This is a genomic window from Oryzomonas rubra (genome assembly GCF_008369015.1).
GTDB lineage: Bacteria > Desulfobacterota > Desulfuromonadia > Geobacterales > Pseudopelobacteraceae > Oryzomonas > Oryzomonas japonica.
The window spans coordinates 46,716-65,600 of record NZ_SRSD01000005.1 but is presented as its reverse complement, the minus strand read 5'-3'; the positions used below and the strand labels follow the sequence as shown (position 1 = coordinate 65,600).

Annotated in this window: 16 protein-coding genes; 12 read left to right on the top strand and 4 right to left on the bottom strand. The window is 61.8% G+C overall.

What is annotated here, in order from left to right; genetic code table 11:
• Nucleotides 1-3 precede the first annotated feature (3 nt).
• Nucleotides 4-621, top strand: coding sequence for a hypothetical protein (locus ET418_RS09265; protein ID WP_149307329.1), 618 nt, complete (start codon nucleotides 4-6; stop codon nucleotides 619-621).
• 278 nt (nucleotides 622-899) lie between these two features.
• Nucleotides 900-2,204: a pyridoxal phosphate-dependent aminotransferase gene (locus ET418_RS09260; protein WP_149307328.1), complete on the top strand. Its 1,305-nt coding sequence runs from the start codon at nucleotides 900-902 to the stop codon at nucleotides 2,202-2,204.
• Nucleotides 2,205-2,292: 88 nt separating this feature from the next.
• Here the strand turns inward: ET418_RS09260 and ET418_RS09255 are convergent, their stop codons facing one another.
• Complete coding sequence (locus ET418_RS09255; RefSeq protein WP_149307327.1) at nucleotides 2,293-2,484, bottom strand: twin-arginine translocase TatA/TatE family subunit; 192 nt, start codon at nucleotides 2,482-2,484, stop codon at nucleotides 2,293-2,295.
• A gap of 235 nt (nucleotides 2,485-2,719) precedes the next feature.
• On the opposite strand from ET418_RS09255, the gene ET418_RS09250 reads away from it, so the two are divergent.
• On the top strand, nucleotides 2,720-4,423 hold the full coding sequence (locus ET418_RS09250; RefSeq protein WP_188055451.1) for a methyl-accepting chemotaxis protein: 1,704 nt from the start codon (nucleotides 2,720-2,722) through the stop codon (nucleotides 4,421-4,423).
• Nucleotides 4,416-5,423: a DUF3187 family protein gene (locus ET418_RS09245; RefSeq protein WP_149307325.1), complete on the top strand. Its 1,008-nt coding sequence runs from the start codon at nucleotides 4,416-4,418 to the stop codon at nucleotides 5,421-5,423. Before ET418_RS09250 ends, ET418_RS09245 begins: the two co-directional genes overlap by 8 nt.
• A 226-nt stretch (nucleotides 5,424-5,649) precedes the next feature.
• Here ET418_RS09245 and ET418_RS09240 read toward each other — a convergent pair whose 3' ends face one another.
• The 3 genes from ET418_RS09240 to ET418_RS09230 form a co-directional block, all read right to left on the bottom strand.
• Nucleotides 5,650-6,177, bottom strand: coding sequence for a 3-isopropylmalate dehydratase small subunit (locus ET418_RS09240; RefSeq protein ID WP_149307324.1), 528 nt, complete (start codon nucleotides 6,175-6,177; stop codon nucleotides 5,650-5,652).
• 165 nt (nucleotides 6,178-6,342) lie between these two features.
• The gene (locus ET418_RS09235) at nucleotides 6,343-7,626 is read right to left on the bottom strand and encodes a 3-isopropylmalate dehydratase large subunit (RefSeq protein WP_149307323.1); all 1,284 of its coding nucleotides are present in this window, start codon (nucleotides 7,624-7,626) and stop codon (nucleotides 6,343-6,345) included.
• Between the two features lie 109 nt (nucleotides 7,627-7,735).
• Nucleotides 7,736-8,626: a LysR family transcriptional regulator gene (locus tag ET418_RS09230; protein ID WP_149307322.1), complete on the bottom strand. Its 891-nt coding sequence runs from the start codon at nucleotides 8,624-8,626 to the stop codon at nucleotides 7,736-7,738.
• 221 nt (nucleotides 8,627-8,847) lie between these two features.
• On the opposite strand from ET418_RS09230, the gene larB reads away from it, so the two are divergent.
• The 8 genes from larB to ET418_RS09190 all read left to right on the top strand — a co-directional run bounded on the left by larB (nucleotide 8,848) and on the right by ET418_RS09190 (nucleotide 18,790).
• A complete protein-coding gene (gene larB / locus ET418_RS09225) occupies nucleotides 8,848-9,597 on the top strand; it encodes a nickel pincer cofactor biosynthesis protein LarB (RefSeq protein ID WP_149307321.1) in 750 nt (249 codons plus the stop codon).
• Nucleotide 9,598: 1 nt separating this feature from the next.
• Nucleotides 9,599-10,786, top strand: coding sequence for a nickel pincer cofactor biosynthesis protein LarC (gene larC, locus ET418_RS09220; RefSeq protein ID WP_149307320.1), 1,188 nt, complete (start codon nucleotides 9,599-9,601; stop codon nucleotides 10,784-10,786).
• Nucleotides 10,783-12,033, top strand: coding sequence for a competence/damage-inducible protein A (locus ET418_RS09215; protein WP_149307319.1), 1,251 nt, complete (start codon nucleotides 10,783-10,785; stop codon nucleotides 12,031-12,033). Before larC ends, ET418_RS09215 begins: the two co-directional genes overlap by 4 nt.
• 211 nt (nucleotides 12,034-12,244) lie before the next feature.
• Entirely contained in the window at nucleotides 12,245-13,252 is a 1,008-nt protein-coding gene (recA, locus tag ET418_RS09210; RefSeq protein WP_149307318.1) for a recombinase RecA, read from the top strand.
• A gap of 97 nt (nucleotides 13,253-13,349) precedes the next feature.
• A complete protein-coding gene (locus tag ET418_RS09205; protein WP_149307317.1) occupies nucleotides 13,350-14,504 on the top strand; it encodes a type IV pilus twitching motility protein PilT in 1,155 nt (384 codons plus the stop codon).
• A complete protein-coding gene (locus ET418_RS09200; RefSeq protein ID WP_188055449.1) occupies nucleotides 14,491-14,973 on the top strand; it encodes a regulatory protein RecX in 483 nt (160 codons plus the stop codon). Before ET418_RS09205 ends, ET418_RS09200 begins: the two co-directional genes overlap by 14 nt.
• A gap of 32 nt (nucleotides 14,974-15,005) precedes the next feature.
• Entirely contained in the window at nucleotides 15,006-17,651 is a 2,646-nt protein-coding gene (gene alaS / locus ET418_RS09195) for an alanine--tRNA ligase (RefSeq protein ID WP_149307315.1), read from the top strand.
• Nucleotides 17,652-17,677: 26 nt separating this feature from the next.
• A complete protein-coding gene (locus ET418_RS09190) occupies nucleotides 17,678-18,790 on the top strand; it encodes a hybrid sensor histidine kinase/response regulator (protein WP_246153014.1) in 1,113 nt (370 codons plus the stop codon).
• Nucleotides 18,791-18,885 lie beyond the last annotated feature (95 nt).

Genomic DNA, 18,885 nt, shown 5'->3' with positions numbered 1-18,885 from the left:
GTCATGGCGATGAAGATTTACGCACTGGCGATCACCCTGCTGTTCCTGATGGCCGCACCGGCGGTTTCCCAGCAGCCGATGCGCCCGTACAGCGGCATCGGCGTTCTGCTCCTGACGGTGGAACATGGCGAGAGCAGCGTTCAGCAGGAGCCGCTTTACCTGTACGAGGAACCGGCCGTCCAGCGTATCGGGGTCCTGGACAGCGGCCGGACGCCCCCCTACGAGTGGCTCTTCACGGGAAACACTTCCGGGGTGCCGCTGATCGTGACGGCCCGTAAGGGGGAGTGGCTGCGGGTGGCCTATGACGATGCGGGCCGCCTGGGGTGGCTGGAACCGCGGCACCGGGGTGAGGTTCAGCCGTGGAACACCTTGCTGAAAGGGAAGCCGTGCCGGTTGCTGCCCGGCCTGCGTAAGCAGTATTACCAGATATTCCGGCAGCCGGGCAAGATGCCCTTGGCGCTGCCGGCATTGGCGAAGCAGTCGTTCAGGGTTGTCAAGCTGGACGGCGACTGGGCGCTGGCCATGCCGGACCAGAGTACGCTCGGCTGGCTGCGCTGGCGAGACGAGGATGGCCGGCTGCTGATCTCCGTGGGGATGGACCCCGGCTCACAAAAACATTGACGCCGACATGCCGGATGTGGTATAGAAAAAAACCTATGTTTACTACGATGATTACCGCCATTGCAGCAGCACGAGCTATCAGCGCCGCGGCGAACGACGCCGCTGGAGTGAGTTCTGCCCGGTGATCATTGTATGATCAGAATACCTTTACCAGCCGTGGGCAGAGAAGCCCGCGGCTTTTTTGTTTTTACGCCGCTCTCGCCGCTCCGTTTCCGGTCCGGCGGGGGAATAGCGGAAAAGATAGGGTGCATGCATCTATATAGTGAGAGGAGACGGCTATGCGTATCGATCTGGTAAGCCCCGGAACGGGGGAGTTGACCTACGAGATCCGCAATATTGTCAACGTGGCTGAAAAACTGCAAAAGTACGGCGTGAAGATCAACTGGGAGAATATCGGCGATCCGATCGTCAAAGGGGAGGTCATCCCTGGCTGGATGAAGGAGATCGTGGCCAATGCGGCCGCGGACGACGCCACCTGGGGGTATTGCCACACCCGCGGCGTACTGGAAACCCGCGAGTTCATCTGCGACATGACCAACCGTCGCGGGGGGGCCCAGATCACCCCGGAGGACATCATCTTCTTCAACGGCCTGGGGGATGCCATTGCCAAGATCTATGGCTGTCTGCGCCCCGAGGCCCGCGTGCTGATGCCGTCCCCCTCCTACACGACCCATACCCTGGGGGAGATCGGCCATGCCCATGCCGCCCCGGCCCTTTTCCGACTCAAACCCGAGGAGAATTGGTACCCCGACCTGGATGACCTGCGCAACCATATCAAGTATAATCCCAATATCTGCGCCATCATGATCATCAACCCCGACAATCCCACCGGCATGGTCTATACCGAGAAGACGCTGCGCGAGATCGTGGCGGTGGCCAAAGAGCACAACCTGTTCATCATTGCCGACGAGGTCTACACGAACATCGTGTATAACGGCGAAACCGCCGTTCCCATCAGCGATGTGATCGGCGACGTCCCGGCCATCTCGTTGCGGGGAATCTCCAAGGAATTCCCCTGGCCAGGTTCGCGTTGCGGCTGGATCGAGGTGTATAACGGTCACGACGACCCGCAGTTCCAGAAGTACGTCAACCTGATCCTGACCAGCAAGATGAACGAGGTCTGCTCCACGACCCTGCCCCAGACCGTCATTCCCGCCATCATGCAGCATCCCGGCTACGCCGGATACCTGGCGGAGCGCATCGCCAGCTACGAGAAGATGAGCAACATCACCTACGATTTTCTCAAAGAGGTACCTCAACTCCAGGTCAACCGCACCAACGGCGCATTCTACATGGCCGTGGCGTTCAAGGCGGGGCTCTTGACCAACCGCCAGTCGATCCCCATCGCCAACAGCGAGGTGCGCGACTTGGTGAACGGCCTGGTCAACCAGCCCGGCGTCTCCCCGGACAAGCGTTTCGTCTACCACATCCTCGCGGCAACCGGTATCTGCGTCGTGCCGCTCTCCTCGTTCTCCACCCCGTTGCAGGGCTTCCGCGTCACACTGCTGGAGAAGGACGAGAACGAGTGCCGCCGGATCTACAGCACGCTGGCGGAGAAGATCAGCGAATACCTGGCGTCGTAGCCCTGTCTCCCCATGGGGAGTGAAAAAAAGGGGGAAAGGCATCGCGCCTTTCCCCCTTGGTAATTCATCCTGGATTGACAAAACCCAATCAGGCTTTTTTGTCGTCCTCGCCGTCCTTCTTGGGCTTGATCTCGATCTCGTCCTTCCCTTCGGACGCTTTTTTGAAATTGCGGATGCTCTTGCCCAGTGCGCCCCCGATTTCAGGAAGTTTCCCTGCACCGAATACGACCAGAACGATGACTAATATGATTATCAGTTCGGGCATGCCAAATCCAAACATGTGATCCTCCTAAAACATTTCGGTAAATAATTTTGTCAGTATCGCACTGGCGAGCAAAAAAATCAAGCATTGCTGATGTCTCCCCGCCGGCTTGTCCGGCAGTGCGGGCGCACGGAGTTGATTTTATTCCATGTCTTTGAAATTAAAGATATTGTTTGCCCCTCATTCGTTGACAGCCCGTGGTCGGCATGATAAAAACGGTGAACTTCACATCGTTTCGCAAGGGTGGTCATGTATGGCAAACGAACGGCAGGCAAGCTTGTCGGCACTCAACAGCAAGATGGTGGCCGTTTCGCTGGTTATAGCGATCGTGGCGGCGGGCGGCCTGATGGTGGCCGGAGGCGGCGGTATCCCGGCCAGTGCCGCTGTCGTTGTGACGGCGCTCTTTAGTTCGCTGGCGTGTGCCAGGATCTTTGTCAGGGGCGTTGCCGCCGCCCGTCTCGAACAACTCGCCATGGTGGAAAAGCTCGGTTTGTCCGGTGAGTTATCCGGCTATGTGGAAGAAAACGACGACCTGAGATCCCTTCTGTCCCGTAGCGGCTTTATCATGGAGGTGCTGGACGCACGGCTGCGCGAGCATCGGCAGCTTCTGGCCCAGATCGTTGCGGCGGAGGAAAACCTCAAGGTCGTCATGCATAGCCTGTCGATCAGCGACGAGAAGGAGCTTGTCCAGGTGCGCGATGCCGTGGCCGCCATGGAGAGCATGGACGGCGCCTTTGCCACGGTTATCGGCGATATCGACGAACTGTCGGGGCGCAGCGCCGAGCAGGAAACCCTGTCAACCAAGATGAGTACGACCACCGACGGTATTGCCGACAATATCAATCAGTACTCCAGTTTTGTCATCGAAACCTCCAGCTCCATCGAGCAGATGGTCCGCGCCATCAGGGAGATCGCCGACAACATCCGTGGCCTGTCCGCCTCGACCGAAGAAACCGTGTCCTCCATCAACCAGATCAGCGTTTCCCAGGCCAAGGTGCGCAACAATGCCGAGCGCGGCGCCCTGGCGTCCGAAAACGTCCGCGAGCAGGCCCAGAGCGGCTTGCGGAACATGGCCGCCACGCTGCGGGCAATGCAGGAGATTGAAAAGAGCAACGTGGAGTCCTTCGATGCCATCAACCGACTCTCACGGCATTCGGCCCGTGTGGGCGAGTTCCTCAACGTCATCCAGGAGGTGGTGGAGCAGACCAAGCTCCTCTCCCTGAACGCCTCGATCATTGCCGCCCAGGCCGGCGTGCGGGGGCGGGCGTTTGCCGTTGTCGCCGAGGAGGTCCGTTCCCTTGCCTCCCGCACATCGGCCTCCACGCGCGAAATCGAGGAGTTGGTGCGCAATATCCAGAAGGAAACCGCCGCGGTGCAGCGATCGGTGACCCAGGGAAAAGACAAGGTCAAGGAGGGGGTGAAGATATCCTCTCTGGCCAACGAAGCACTGGTGAAGATCGAGAAGAGCGCCGACGAGGCCTCCCACATGGTGGCACGGATTGCCGCCGAAGCGGCGGAGCAGACGGTCGGCATCCAGCGCATCACCGAAGAGGCCGAGAAGAACCTCGAACGGGTCCAGCAGATCACCCTGAGCACGGAGAACCAACAGGATGGGGCCAACCTGATCGTCAGAAATCTGGAGCACATGCGGGATCTGGCCCATCGCATCAATATGACGGCCCAGGAGCAGGCCAAGGAGAACCGCCTGTATCTGCAGGGCGTCATCGAGCACAACGAGCGGACCAAGGGGCTGAAGGAAAACGTTTACCGCCAGTTGGTCGTCGCGGAAAAGGCGGTAGAAGCCGTGTGCAAGGTGGACGACATGATCTCGGCCAATACCGTAGAAACCCGGAAGATCCTGGGGGCTGTCACTGTTTTGACGCGCGTGATCGACCTGCACCGCGGCGAGGCGGGCGCCGAAGCAGGTGAAGCTGAGGAGGCGGTCCGCTATGAATAGGATGCTGCCGGTATCCCTGCTCCTCCTGCTCGCCATGGCCGGTCCGGCGGCGGCAGAAGATATGGAGATCACCCCCTTCCGCACCGTCAACCAGAGCCCGCTGGTACAGATCTTCGGACTTCCCGCACAGTCGGAGGCTACGGTCGCCCCTTCCGGGAAGACCGTTGTCAGCCTTGTGCAGGATGTCGCCAGCGACTACACCGTCAGTTCCACGTCCCGGGAGCAGATCCATCTGGACGGCGAATCCTACCGGTGGACCCTGGCGGCCCGCCATGGTTTCGGCGGACGTTTCGATGCGGGCCTTGAGATCCCCTATGTGCTCTACGGCGGCGGCTTTCTGGACAGCTTCATCGTCGAATGGCACAAGTTTTTCGGCCTGCCCCAGGGGGGGCGGGACAGCGCCCCGAAGGGCCGCCTGCTCTTCAGCTATACCAAGGACGGCGTACAGAAGCTCAAGATGGACCACGCCGATTCCGGCCTCGGCGATATCAGCCTGACGGGTGGGATGCAACTCTACGAGGCCCGGGATGGCGAGTCCCACGACAGCCTGGCCCTGCGGGCCTCCCTCAAGCTGCCCAGCGGCGACAGCAATTCCCTGCGGGGCAGCGGCAGCACCGATGCCACCCTGGCCCTGTGCGGCAGCATGAACAACTTCACCGAATGGGGGGCCCTGGGCGTCTTCGGCTCCCTGGGGGGGATGGCCATGAGCGATGGGGATGTGCTGCGCGACCAGCAGCAGCACCTGGTCGGCTTTGGCACCGTCGGCCTGGGGTGGGGACCATGGTCGCGGGTATCCTTCAAGTTCCAGCTCAACGCCCATACGGCCTTCTACCGGGGAAGTTCCCTGGACGAACTCTCCAAGCCGTCTTTGATGCTGGTTTCGGGCGGGGCGATCAAGCTCCCCGGCGATTACCGGCTCGACATCGGCGTTTCCGAGGATGTGGCGGTTGCCACCGCACCGGATGTGGCCTTTCACCTGGGGGTGAGCAAGCAGTTCTAAGAGGTTGTTGAAAAACAGCCATCTCGCCGCCGTCCTCGAAAGCCCTTTTGTGCGGCGTAGCGCTGCTACGCCTCCGCGGGGCTTTCTGCGGGTGCGGCGATCTGACTATTTTTGAACAACCTGAGTTTTTCAACAGCCTGTTAACAGGGCGTTCTGCGTTTCTGTCGTAAAAAAGCCCCGCTTTCGGCGGGGCTTTTTGCGTTGTGGGGAACATTGTGGCGCTGGATCAGTAGTTCTTGTCGGCGTAATCGACCCAGCCGCCGGCCAGCACCAGGGCCTTGTCGAACGGTGACAGGCTGAAACTGAAGGTCTTCTGCTTGCCGCCGCCGCTCATGGTCAGGCTCTGGGCCTCGATGTCGATGCTGATGGCGGCGTCAGCGTCGTTGGCGTGGGAGAAGACCTGGTCCAGTTCCGCCTTGGGCAGCTCGATGGCGGCCATGCCGCAATTGAACATGTTTTGGCGGAAGATGCGGGCAAAGGACTCGGCGATCACGGCGGTGATGCCGTTGACCTCGAACACCCAGGGGGCATGCTCCCGGGACGAGCCGCAGCCGAAATTGGCGCGGGAGACGACCACCCGGGCCGATTTCGTTCGCGGCCCCTTGGGGTCGAAGCCGGGCAGCTTCAGGTCTTCAAGTATGTAGGGTTTCAGGTCTTCCTTGGTGATCTCGGTCAGGTACTTGGCCGGGATGATCTCGTCGGTATTGATGTCGGAACGGTCGAGGAAGAGGGCCGGGCCTCCGAATGTCTTCATATGGTCAACTCCTTTTAACATAACGTGAAAGGTGAATAGTGAATAGTGAGCAGTGAAAAGTGAGCAGTTGGCGGCTTCGTGGTTTGTACCTTTCACTATTCACCTTTCACCTATTCACGGTTTCTTTTTTCTTCGTGTCTCTGTGGCAGGTTTTCTTCTGTGCCCTTACAGGTACTTCCTCGGGTCGGCGATCTTGCCTTCGATGGCCGAGGCCGCCGCGGTGGCCGGCGACATGAGGTGCACCATGCCCCCCTTGCCCATGCGCCCCATGAAGTTACGGTTGGTGGTGGAGGCGCAGACCTCGCCCTCGGCCAGGACGCCGTTGCTCATCCCGAGGCAGGCGCCGCAGGTGGGGTTGGTGATGCAGAACCCGGCCTCCATGAAGATGTCGATCAGCCCTTCGTGCAGGGCCTCCTGATAGATCTTCGGCGTGGCGGGGGAGAGGATGCCGCGCACCGTGGGGGCGATCCGTTTCCCCTTCAGCACGTGTGCCGCGATGCGCAGGTCTTCCAGGCGGCCGTTGGTGCAGGAACCGAGGTAGACCTGGTCGAGCGGCGTGTCCGGCAGGTCGGCCACGAACTTGACCTGATCCGGTTTATAGCCGAAGGTGGAGATCGGCTGGAGCGTGGCGACGTCGATTTCGATCACCTGGTCGTACTCTGCGTCGGCATCGGCGGCCCACTTGGAATATTCGGCCAGCGCGGCCTCCTTGGAGGCGAATTCTTCCTGAATGAAGGGCCAGAGGAACTCCACGGTGGTCGCATCGGGCTGGCAGATGCCGGAGGTGCCGCCCGCCTCGATGGCCATGTTGCACAGGGTCATGCGGGACTCCATGGTCATGGCACTGATGGTGTCGCCGTGGAATTCCATCACCCGGTCCGTGGCGCCGTTGACGCCGATCTTCCCGATGATGTGCAGGATGACGTCCTTGGCGTAGACCCCCTTGGGCAGGGTGCCGGTGACGTTGAACTTGATGGTCTTGGGCTGGCGGAAGGCGCAGACCCCTTTCAGGATGCCGACCTCCAGGTCGGTGGTGCCGATGCCCGCGGCAAAGGCGCCGAACGCGCCGTGGGTGCAGGTATGGGAGTCGCCCATGATGACCGTGTTGCCGGGGCGGATAAAGCCTTTTTCCGGGAACAGGGCATGGCAGACGCCGTTTGCGCCGATATCGAAGAAGTCGCGGATAGCGTGGCGACGGGCCCAGTCGCGCAGGATCTTGGCCTGGGTGGCGGTCTTGCTGTCCTTGCTGGGGGTGACGTGGTCGATGACGGCCTTGATCCTGGACGGGTCGAAGACCCGGTCCTTGCCGCGCCGTATCAGGTCGTCGATGGCGATGGGGGTGGTGATTTCGTGGCACAGCACCACGTCCAGTTTCAGCACCTTGGTGCCGGGGAAGGGCTCCTCGACCAGGTGCGCCTCAAAGATCTTTTCCGCTGTGGTTTTACCCATGGGTTCATACCTCGCTTCAATCTGTAATGGTTCCCTGTATACCTTATTCTTTTCGCCAATAAAAGCAGTATATGGTGACGTTGCCATCGTGAACGGCGATGGCAACCCCCTATGTTTCCGGTTGTCTGAGATGATCGACGAGGAGCCGGGCGGCGGCGTGCAGGGCATCGCAGGAGCGGACGCAGAGCTTCAACTCCCGGCGGGCCCAGGGTTCGTCCAGGGCCACCGGGCGGATGCGCAGTCCTTTGAAATAGGGCTTGGCGGCACCCTTGGGGACGATCCCGATGCCCAAGCCGGCCTCCACCATCAGGCAGAGGGCATCGAAGCTGTTCACCTGGATACGCAGCTTGGGAGTCCGGTCCAGTTCCTGGGCGGCCCGCAGCACCTGGTTGTGGAGCGCGCTCCCCACGGTCAGGCCGACAAAATCGAACTCCAGAGTCTCCTGGAATGAAACGGACCTCCGCTGGGCCAGGGGGTGATCCTTGGGGGTGATGACGATGAGTTGGTCCGAGTGGTACGGCAGGAATTCCAGATCCTGGCGGTAGGTCCCCATGGTGATGATGCCCACGTCCGCAGCCCCCTCGGCCACGGATTTCATGATGGTCTCGCTGATCGCCCCCTCCAGGTGCACGTGTATCTGGGGGTGCAGGTCCATGAACGACCTGATCTCCGCCGGCAGGAACTGGTTGATGGCCGAGATGTTGGCGCACAACCTGACGTGGCCGCGCACGCCGCTGGAGTATTCGCTGATCTGCACGTAGAGGTTGTTCATGTCGTGCAGAACCCCCCGGGCAAGTTGCAGCAGGGTAATCCCCGCATCGGTCGGGGCAACCCCCTTGTTCGTCCGGTGGAGCAGGGGGGTCCCGAAGCCCTCCTCCAACTCGCTGATCCGCTTGCTGACGGCCGACGCGGCGATATGCTCCCGTTCCGCCGCCCCTGCGATGGTGCCCTCTTCCACGATGGTGACGAACAGTTTGAGTGACAAGGGGTCGATAATCATGGTGTCTCGCTGGTCCGCTCTATTCCCGGCGGCCTGGACCGCCCGGTTCCCTGGACCGGGCATAACAGTAAACCAATATCCCGACATGCAACAACAATTTTTATCCGCAGCCTCTGCCCTTGCAAATAATCCGGATTTTCCCCTGTCGCAATTCACGGAAATTTCAGGTGGAAAGCGTTGGGGGCGTGGTGTATAAACGAGGTTCGAGAGGTAAAATGACTATGACACCCGATCAACTCAAACTATTGCTGGATTCCGTCAAAGAGGGTACCGTCCCGGTCGAGCAGGCCATCGAGCGGCTGCGGCAGTTGCCGTTCCAGGACGTGGGGTGCGCCCAGGTGGATCATCACCGGGAATTGCGCCAGGGCATGCCCGAGGTCATCTTCGGCGAAGGGAAAAAAGACGAGCAGATCATCGCCATCATGGGCGCCATGGCGGAAAACGGCAGCAACGTCCTGGTGACGCGGATCGATGCGGACAAGGCGCAGCGGATCCAGCGGACCTTTTTCGGCGCCCTGTACCACGCCAATGCCCGGTGCCTGACCCTGGAACAGAGGCCGGCGGAGGCCAAGGGGAGGGGGACGATCCTGGTGGTCTCGGCCGGGACCTCCGACCTGCCGGTGGCGGCCGAGGCGCTGGTCACGGCTCGTTTTCTGGGCAACGAGGCCGAGCATATCTACGACGTGGGCGTGGCGGGCATCCATCGCCTGCTGGCCCGGCACGAAGAGCTTACCGCCGCTTCGGTGATCATCGTGGTGGCCGGCATGGAGGGGGCGCTGCCCACGGTGGTGGGCGGGCTGGTGGACAAACCGGTCATCGCCGTGCCGACCTCCATCGGTTACGGAGCAGCCTTCGGCGGCATCGCGGCGCTTCTGGGGATGCTCAACTCCTGCGCCGCCGGGGTTACGGTGGTCAACATCGACAACGGTTTCGGCGCGGCCTGCGCGGCTTCGCTGATCAACAGGGCCTAATATGACAATCGTCTATTTTGACTGCTACGCCGGCATCTCCGGCGACATGACCGTGGGGGCGCTCCTGGATTTGGGGGTGCCGTTGGAACACCTGCAAGCAGAACTGGCAAAGCTCCCACTCCCCCCCGGCTCCTACGTCCTCTCCACAAGCCGCGCCGAACGGCGCCATATTCCGGCCCTCAAGTTCGACGTGGCCGTGCACGACCACCACACCCACCGCCACTACGGCGGCATCGACGCAATGATCGCCGAAAGCTCCCTGGCCGATTCGGTCAAGGAGCGGGCGCGGCGGATTTTCCGCCGCCTGGCCGAGGCCGAGGCTACGGTGCACGGCGTACCCCTGGATGAAGTCCATTTCCACGAGGTGGGGGCGGTGGACTCCATCGTCGATATCGTCGGCACGGCCATCTGTCTGGATTACCTGGGCGTTACGGAGGTCTCTGCCGCGGCGCTGCCCCTGGGGGGCGGTTTCGTGGAGACCGCCCACGGCCGGTTGCCGGTGCCGGCCCCGGCAACGGCCGAACTGCTGCACGGCCTGGCCGTGCATGGCGACTGCGGCGACGGTGAACGGGTCACCCCCACCGGCGCGGCCATCATCGCCGCCCTGGCCGCAGGGACGGGGCAGAGGCCGGCCATGCGCCTGGAACGGATCGGCAGCGGTGCCGGCGGCAAGGATTTCAGCGATTGCCCCAACATCCTGCGGGCCTTTCTCGGCACGGTTGAGAAAGCGGCGGGCGGCGACGACCCGGTCATGGTGGCCGAGACCAACATCGACGATTCCACGCCCGAGGTCCTGGGGTACGTGATGGAGCGGCTTTTCGAGGAGGGGGCGCTGGATGTGTTCTTTACGCCGGTGCAGATGAAGAAGAACCGGCCGGCAACGCAACTCTCCTTCCTCTGCCGGCCGGAAGAGTTGGAAAACCTGGCGCGGCTGGTGCTGGCCGAGACCTCGGCCATCGGCCTGCGCCATTATCCTGCCGGCCGCATCGTCCTGGAGCGGCGGGTTGAGGAACTGCAGACCCCTTTGGGCCCCGTGCGCTTCAAGCTGGTCTCCGATGGCGGCCTGTTGTTGCGGGCCGCCCCGGAATACGAGGACTGCCGCCGCATCGCCCGGGAACGGGGCATCCCCTGCCGCGAGGTCATGGAGCAGGTGGTGGCGTGGCGGCAGGCCGGCGGGGGGGCGTCATGAGGGTTTCCACCCTGAGCATCGGCAGTGAGTTGATCTGCGGCGAAGTGACCGATACCAATGCCGGCCGCATCGCCGAACTCCTGCTGGGATGCGGCCTTCGCGTGCTGCGCCATATGGTTGTGGGGGATTCGGAGCCGGATATCGGCGAGGCCCTGAATGAACTTGCCCTGAAAAGCGACGCCGTCATCGTTACCGGCGGCCTGGGGCCCACGGTGGACGACGTGACGGCCCTGGCGGCAGCCCACGCCACCGGCAGGCGCCTGGTGGTCAACGAGGAGTTGAAGGAGCATATCCGCAGCTTTACGGCCAAACTGGGCGGCGGCCATGCCTCCGACCGGCAGGCCATGATCCCCACCAAGTCGACGATCATCCCCAATCCGACCGGGACCGCCTGCGGTTTCCATTTCATCCACGGGGGGTGCTTTTTCTTTTTTCTCCCCGGCGTTCCCTCGGAGATGGAGCCGATGTTGAGCGATACGGTACTGCCGTTTCTCTGCGAACGGGTGATGCACAAAAAGGTGATCCTTTCTTCGTTCCAGAACGTCTATGGCCTTTCCGAGCCGGAGGTGGACGGGCTGCTGAAGGGGGCCTTCTCCGGCAACCATGCCGTGCAGATGAGTATCTGCGTCACCTTTCCCTGGATACGCGTAACCCTGCGGGCCGATGGGGATACGGAAACAGCGGCCCGGACCCGTCTCCAGGATGCGGTGGAGCTGGTGCGGGAACGGCTGGGGGCAGCGATCTTTTCCGAAGGGCACGAGACCATGGAGCAGGTCGTGGCCGGACTCTTCGGCCGGCGCGGTTTGACCCTGGCCCTGGCCGAGTCGTGCACCGGCGGCCTGATCGCCAAGCGGCTCACCGATGTGCCCGGCAGTTCCGCCTTTTTCCTGGAGGGGGCGGTGACCTACAGCAATGCCGCCAAACAGCGCCTGTTGGGGGTGCCGCAGGAGGTCCTGGATACCCGGGGAGCGGTCAGTTCCGAGTGCGCCGTCGCCATGGCCACCGGGATGCGTGCGGCGGCGGAAAGCGCTGTGGGGTTGGCCGTGACCGGCATTGCCGGGCCGGACGGCGGCACGGCGGACAAACCGGTGGGTACGGTCTTCATCTCCCTGGCAACGCCGGACGGCTGCTGGACCAAGGGGTTCCGGTTCGGCGGCAACCGGGAGGATGTGCGCACCTTGACCGCCTGGACGGCCCTGGACTGGGTGAGGCGCTATCTGGCCGACGGCAGTCCGTTTCCCGTATAATACCAATTCCAAATCAAGGCGCTATCTTCGTTGGCTCGTTTTCGGCTCCTCAACGTACTACTTTGTACGCCTTCGTCGCCACAAGCCTCGCCGCCTTGATTTCATCCTTGATTTGAAATCGGTATAAAACCTTGCGGGAAAACCGCCGGATATGCTACCGTAACACCCCCCATTCATCCACGTTCATCCCACTTTCAGGAGACATACAACCATGCAGGAAAAAAACAAGGCGATTGAACTGGCCCTGAGCCAGATCGAGAAGCAGTTCGGCAAGGGCGCCATCATGCGTTTGGGTAATGACGAGGCGTTGCCGGGCGTGGAGGCGATCTCGACCGGCGCCATATCCCTGGATTTGGCCCTGGGGGTCGGCGGGGTGCCCCGTGGCCGGGTGGTGGAGATCTACGGCCCGGAATCGTCCGGCAAGACCACCCTGGCGCTGCATATTGTGGCGGAAGCCCAGAAAACCGGCGGTATCGCGGCTTTTGTGGATGCCGAGCACGCCCTGGACATCGGCTATGCCCGCAAACTGGGGGTCAAAACCGATGACCTGCTGGTATCGCAGCCGGACACCGGCGAGCAGGCGTTGGAAATCACCGAGACCCTGGTGCGCAGCGGCGCCATCGACGTGTTGGTGATCGACTCGGTGGCGGCCCTGGTTCCCAAGGCCGAGATCGAGGGCGAGATGGGCGACTCCCATGTGGGGCTCCAGGCGCGCCTCATGTCCCAGGCCTTGCGCAAGCTGACCGGCATCATCAGCAAGTCCAACTGCTGCGTCATCTTCATCAACCAGATCCGCATGAAGATCGGCGTCATGTTCGGCAACCCCGAAACGACGACCGGCGGGAATGCTCTCAAATTCTACGCTTCGGTGCGCATGGATATCCGCAAGATCGCCACCCTCAAGCAGGGGGACCAGGTGATCGGCTCCCGCACCCGCGTCAAGGTGGTCAAGAACAAGGTCGCCCCCCCCTTCAAGGAGGTCGAATTCGACATCCTCTACGGCGAAGGGATCTCCCGCACCGGCGACGTGCTGGACCTGGCGGTGGACAAAGGGATCATCGAAAAGAGCGGCGCCTGGTTTTCCTACGGCAAGGAGCGGATCGCCCAGGGCCGGGAGAATTCCCGCACCTGGCTGACCGAACACCCTGAAACCCTGGCCGAGATCGAAGGGAAACTGCTGATACTGGTCAAGGGGCCGGCGCCTGTAGAGGCCGCCTGATACGGCCGGCATTCGTGTGCTGAGATAGCTGGCTTCGCCTGCTGCTCATCGGCTTCAAACCACGCCGGCACGGCAGACCTGAATTGGGGAGACACGCATGGATCTGGACGAAATTCTGACTATCGCCGTCAAGGCCAAGGGCTCGGATATTCATATCAAAACCGGCCTTCCTCCCATCGTGCGCATCGATGGGCGACTGCACCCCATTCCCAACACCCAGCGCCTCTCGCCGGATCTGGTCGTGGATATGTGCCAGGCCATGATGAACGACCGTCAGCGGCGCCTGTTCGAGGAAAACTCGGAGGTGGACCTGGCCTATGCCGTGCCGGGGCTGGGACGCTTCAGGGTCAGCGCCTACCGCCAGCGCGGCACGGTGGCCATGGTATTCCGTACCATCTCCTTCACCATACCGTCGCTGGATGGCCTGAACCTGCCGCCGGTCCTGAAGAAGATCTGCCAGGAGGAGCGCGGCCTGATCCTGGTGACCGGCACCACCGGTTCCGGTAAGTCGAGCACCCTGGCGGCCATGATCGATTTCATCAACCAGAACCGCACCGCCAACATCATCACCATCGAAGACCCGGTGGAGTTTCTCCACCGGGATAATAAGAGCATCATCAGCCAGCGGGAAGTCGGCACCGACACGCCGAGCTTCTCCGCGGCGCTCAAAGGCGCCCTGCGCCAGGACCCGGACGTCATCCTGGTGGGGGAGATGCGCGATTACGAGACCATCGAAACCGCCATGACCGCCGCCGAGACCGGCCACTTGGTCATGTCCACCCTGCACACCATGGATGCGGCCGAGACCATCAACCGTATCATCGGCGTTTTTCCCCCGTACCACCAGCGCCAGGTGCGTATCCAGTTGTCCGGGATCATCAAGGGGGTCGTCTCCCAACGGCTGGTGCCGCGGGCCGACGGCAAGGGGCGCGTCCCGGCAGTGGAGGTCATGCTCGGTACGGCCAGGGTCAAGGAGTACATCGACGACAAGGAAAAGACCAAACAGATCCACGATGCCATCTCCCAGGGGTTTGTAACCTACGGCATGCAGACCTTCGACCAGTCGTTGATGAAACTGTACACCTCCAAACTGATCAGCTACGACGAGGCCCTGCGCCAGAGCACGAACCCGGACGATTTCGCCCTCAAGATATCCGGCATCTCCTCGACCTCGGATGCATCCTGGGAAAGCTTCGAGTCCCAGGAGGAAGAGGCCGGTGAGCCCCGGCAGCTCGACATTGAAAAGTTCTGAACCGTCGTCCCCGGAACGGGCCTTTCAGGACGCGCTGAAGCTGCTTGCCCCACGGGATTATACTTCAGCGAAGATGCGGGAGAAATTGGCCCGGCGGGGATTTGACGAAGCGGCGATTGAGGAGGCTGTGGCCCGTCTGGAGGGCCAGGGGTGGCTCAGCGATCGCCGTTTTGCCGAGCGTTTCGCCGAGATGGCCGTGAACGGCGGCCGTTTTTTCGGCCCGCGCCTGCGCCTGGAGATGCGCCGCCACGGGGTTCCGGCCGAACTGGTCGAGGAGACCCTGGGGCGTCTGCGCCAGGAACGCGACGAACAGGACGACCTGCGGAGCGTGATGGAGCGCCGGTATCCCGGTTTCTCCTTTGCCGCGGCCGACGACCGTGAAAAACGCCGGGTAATCGCCTTCCTGCAGCGCCGCGGTTTCGGGCTCGGGGCGATCATGAAGATTTTGAAGGTTGAAGAAATTTATTAAAATTACCGTGAGTGCTGTGTATGAGGAGACCGATGACAGGGAATGAGATTCGCGCACGTTTTCTGAAGTTTTTTGCCGATCGGGGGCATACGGTGGTGCCCAGTTCGGGCATCATCCCCAAGAACGACCCGACCCTGATGTTTACCAACGCCGGGATGAACCAGTTCAAGGACTGCTTCCTCGGGATGGAAAAGCGGGAGTACAGCCGGGCGTGCAGCTCGCAGAAATGCGTGCGCGCCGGCGGCAAACACAACGACCTGGAAAACGTGGGGCGCACGGCGCGCCACCATACCTTCTTCGAGATGCTGGGCAATTTTTCCTTTGGCGATTACTTCAAAAAGGAGGCCATCGCCTATGCCTGGGAATTTCTGACCAGGGATCTGGGGCTTGACAAGAACCGCCTGTATGTGTCCGTGTACAAGGAGGATGACGAAGCGGCCGACATCTGGCATCTCCAGGAGGGGGTGCCCCGGGAGCGGATCTTCCGTTTCGGCGAGAAGGACAACTTCTGGTCCATGGGGGACACCGGCCCCTGCGGCCCCTGCTCGGAGATCTTCTACGACCAGGGACCCGAGGCGGGGTGCGGCAGCCCGGAGTGCACCGTTGGCTGCGACTGCGATCGCTACATGGAGATCTGGAACAACGTCTTCATGCAGTTCGACCGGTCGAGCGACGGCGTTCTGACGCCGCTGCCCAGGCCCTCGGTGGATACGGGGATGGGGCTGGAGCGTATCTCTGCGGTTATGCAGGGGGTCATCACCAACTACGACACCGACCTGATGCAGGGCATCATCAGACACGTGGAGCGGCTGTCGGGGAAAAAATACGGGGCCAACGAGAGGGACGATGTCTCCATGCGGGTCATCGCCGATCATTCGCGGGCCACAACCTTCCTGATCTGCGACGGGGCCTTGCCGAGCAACGAGGGGCGCGGTTACGTGCTGCGCCGTATCATGCGCCGTGCCGCACGCCATGCCAAGATGTTAGGCTTTGCCGAGCCGATGCTCTACCATACGGTGGATGCGGTCCGCGACATGATGGGTGACGCCTACCCGGAACTGCTGGAGCGGGAGGCCTACATCAAAAAGGTCGTCCTGGCCGAGGAGCAACGTTTCGCGGAAACCCTGGACCGCGGCCTGGCCATCCTGAACGATGAGGTCGCCTCCCTGCGCGCCGCCGGGAAGAACGTCATACCGGGCGACACGCTCTTCAAACTGTACGATACCTATGGCTTCCCCACCGACCTGACCGCGGACATCGTGGAGAGCGAGGGTTTTACCATCGACGAGGCCGGCTTCGAGGCCTGCATGGAAAAACAGCGGGAACAGGCCCGGGAACACTGGAAAGGGTCGGGAGAAGAGGGGATCGCCCAGGTGTTCAAGGAACTTCATAACTGCGGGGTGCGCAGCACCTTCGTGGGATACGACGAGATGTCGGCCTACGGGCCGGTGGTGGCCATCGTCAGGGATGGGGTCGAGGTAGACTCCGCGGTCGCCGGCGACTCGGTCGGGGTGATCACGGAAACGACCCCCTTCTACGGCGACTCCGGGGGGCAGAAGGGCGATGTGGGGATCATCTCCACCGGCAATGCCCATCTGGAGGTATGCGCCACCAGCCGTCCCTACCCCGATCTGATCGTGCACCATGGCGTGGTGAAGGAGGGGGCGCTCAAAAAGGGGGACGCCGCGGACCTGAAGGTGGCCCAGACCACCCGGAACGCCACGGCCCGCAACCATACCGCCACCCACCTGCTCCAGTCGGCACTGCGCCAGGTCCTGGGCGATCATGTCAAACAGGCCGGGTCGCTGGTCTCCGCCGATCGCCTGCGCTTCGACTTCACCCATTTCTCGGCCATGACCGCCGACGAGATCTGCCGGGTCGAGGACATGGTCAACGCCTACATCATGGGCAATGACCAGGTGGTCACGAACCAGATGCAGATAGCGGAAGCCATCGAGGCCGGAGCTACGGCGCTCTTCGACGAGAAGTACGGCGACACGGTGCGTGTGGTCAAGGTCGGCGACGTCAGTATGGAGCTGTGCGGCGGCACCCATGTGCGCGCTGCCGGGGATATCGGATTGTTCAAGGTCGTCGCCGAGACCGGCATCGCCGCCGGGGTGCGCCGCATCGAAGCCCTGACCGGCACCGGAGCCCTTGCCTTTGTCCGGCAGATGGAGGATGAACAGCGGGCCATGGCCGCGCTGCTCAAGGCCGAGGGGGGTAACCCCCTGGAACGGCTTGAACGGCTCCTCGCCCGGCAGAAGGAGTTCCAGCGGGAGATCGAGGCCCTGCAGGGCAAGCTCAACGCCGCCGCCTCGGGCGATCTGCTCGCGCAGGTCGTGGAGGTGCAGGGCATGAAGCTTTTGGCCGTCAAGGTGGCGGTGGAGGATGTCAAGGCGCTGCGCGATCTCTCCGATACGTTGAAAGACCGTATTGGCGAGGGGGTCGTGGTTCTGGGCGCCGCCATCGGGGGCAAGGCCAACCTGCTGGTGGCGGTCACCAAAGGCCTGATTGCCACCGTAAAGGCCGGTGATATAATTAAGCGTCTGGCGCCTCTCATCGGAGGCAGCGGGGGGGGGAAACCCGAGTTGGCCCAGGCCGGCGGGTCCCAGCCCGAAAAGCTCGAAGAAGCCTTGTCTGCCGCCGCACAGATGCTGTCGGAGCTGGTGGGGTCATAATCTGAACAGGATGGACAGGTCGCGGAATGACTTTGCAGATGCTGCATAACGGGGACTCCCCGTCGTCGGACAGGCCGGAAACGGTCCTGATCGTGGATGATGAACGGGTTATCCGCGAGTTGTGCGAAAAGGTCCTCAAGGAGTATCATATCCTTCAGGCCGGCAGTTGCGCAGAGGCGCTGCAAATCTACCAGAAGGAACATTGCGACCTGATCCTGACCGATGTGATGATGCCGGGTGGGTCGGGTATCGACCTGCTCAGCCAGGTGAAGACGCTGGACCCCAACGCGGTTGTGGTCATCATGACCGGCTTTTCCCAGAAGGAGATTATCCTCAATGCCCTCAGGGAGGGAGCGGACGATTTCATCAACAAACCCCTCAACCTGTTGCAGCTCCGGACCGCCGTGGAAAAGTCCCTGGCCAGAAAACGGCTCAGGGAGGAGTTAGCCAGCCTCAAACGGCTCGATCGCTTCAAAAGCAACTTTCTCTCGCTGATTTCCCACAAACTGCGCACCCCGATTACCGCGATCTCGCTCTTTCTACAGAATGTGGAAAAGGGGATCTACGATCAGAACGACCAGGGTTTTCACCAGAATATCAAGCTCGTCAATAACGAGGCCGAGTATCTGGGGCGTCTGGTGTCGGACCTGCTCTCCTTCAGCAAGGTCATGGAGGGGCGTGAGGGGCTGAACCTGGAACCGTGCGACCTGAACAGCATTCTGGTGGAGGTCATAGGGGGAACGCAACGCAAAGAGGGGATCGAAACCGAGTTCAACCCATCGCCGCTGCCCGTACTGCGGCTTGACCGGGGGAAGATTACCTTCGTCTTTCAGCAGGTCATTGAAAACGCCTACAAGTTTTCCGGCGAAACCGGGCATGTGTCCATCACGTTGCGCACCACCGGAGACGCCGTGCACGTGGTTGTCGCCGATACCGGCATCGGCATCCCCCGGGAGGAGTTGTCCAAGGTGTTCGAGAAGTTCTATCAAGCCGACCCGGATAATGCCGGTCAGGTGCGGGGCTTCGGTCTGGGGCTGTTCTACGCCCGCGAGTTTGTGCACCAGCATGGCGGCTCCATTACGATCGACAGCGAGCCCCAGCGGGGAAGTACGGTTACGGTGACGTTGCCGCTGCAATAACCTTTTGCAGGCTGTTGAAAAACTATTGCGGAGAGCCGTCTGCGGCGTTGCGCGGTACTCGCAACAGAGGCATAACTGGCTGTTATGCCTCGGCT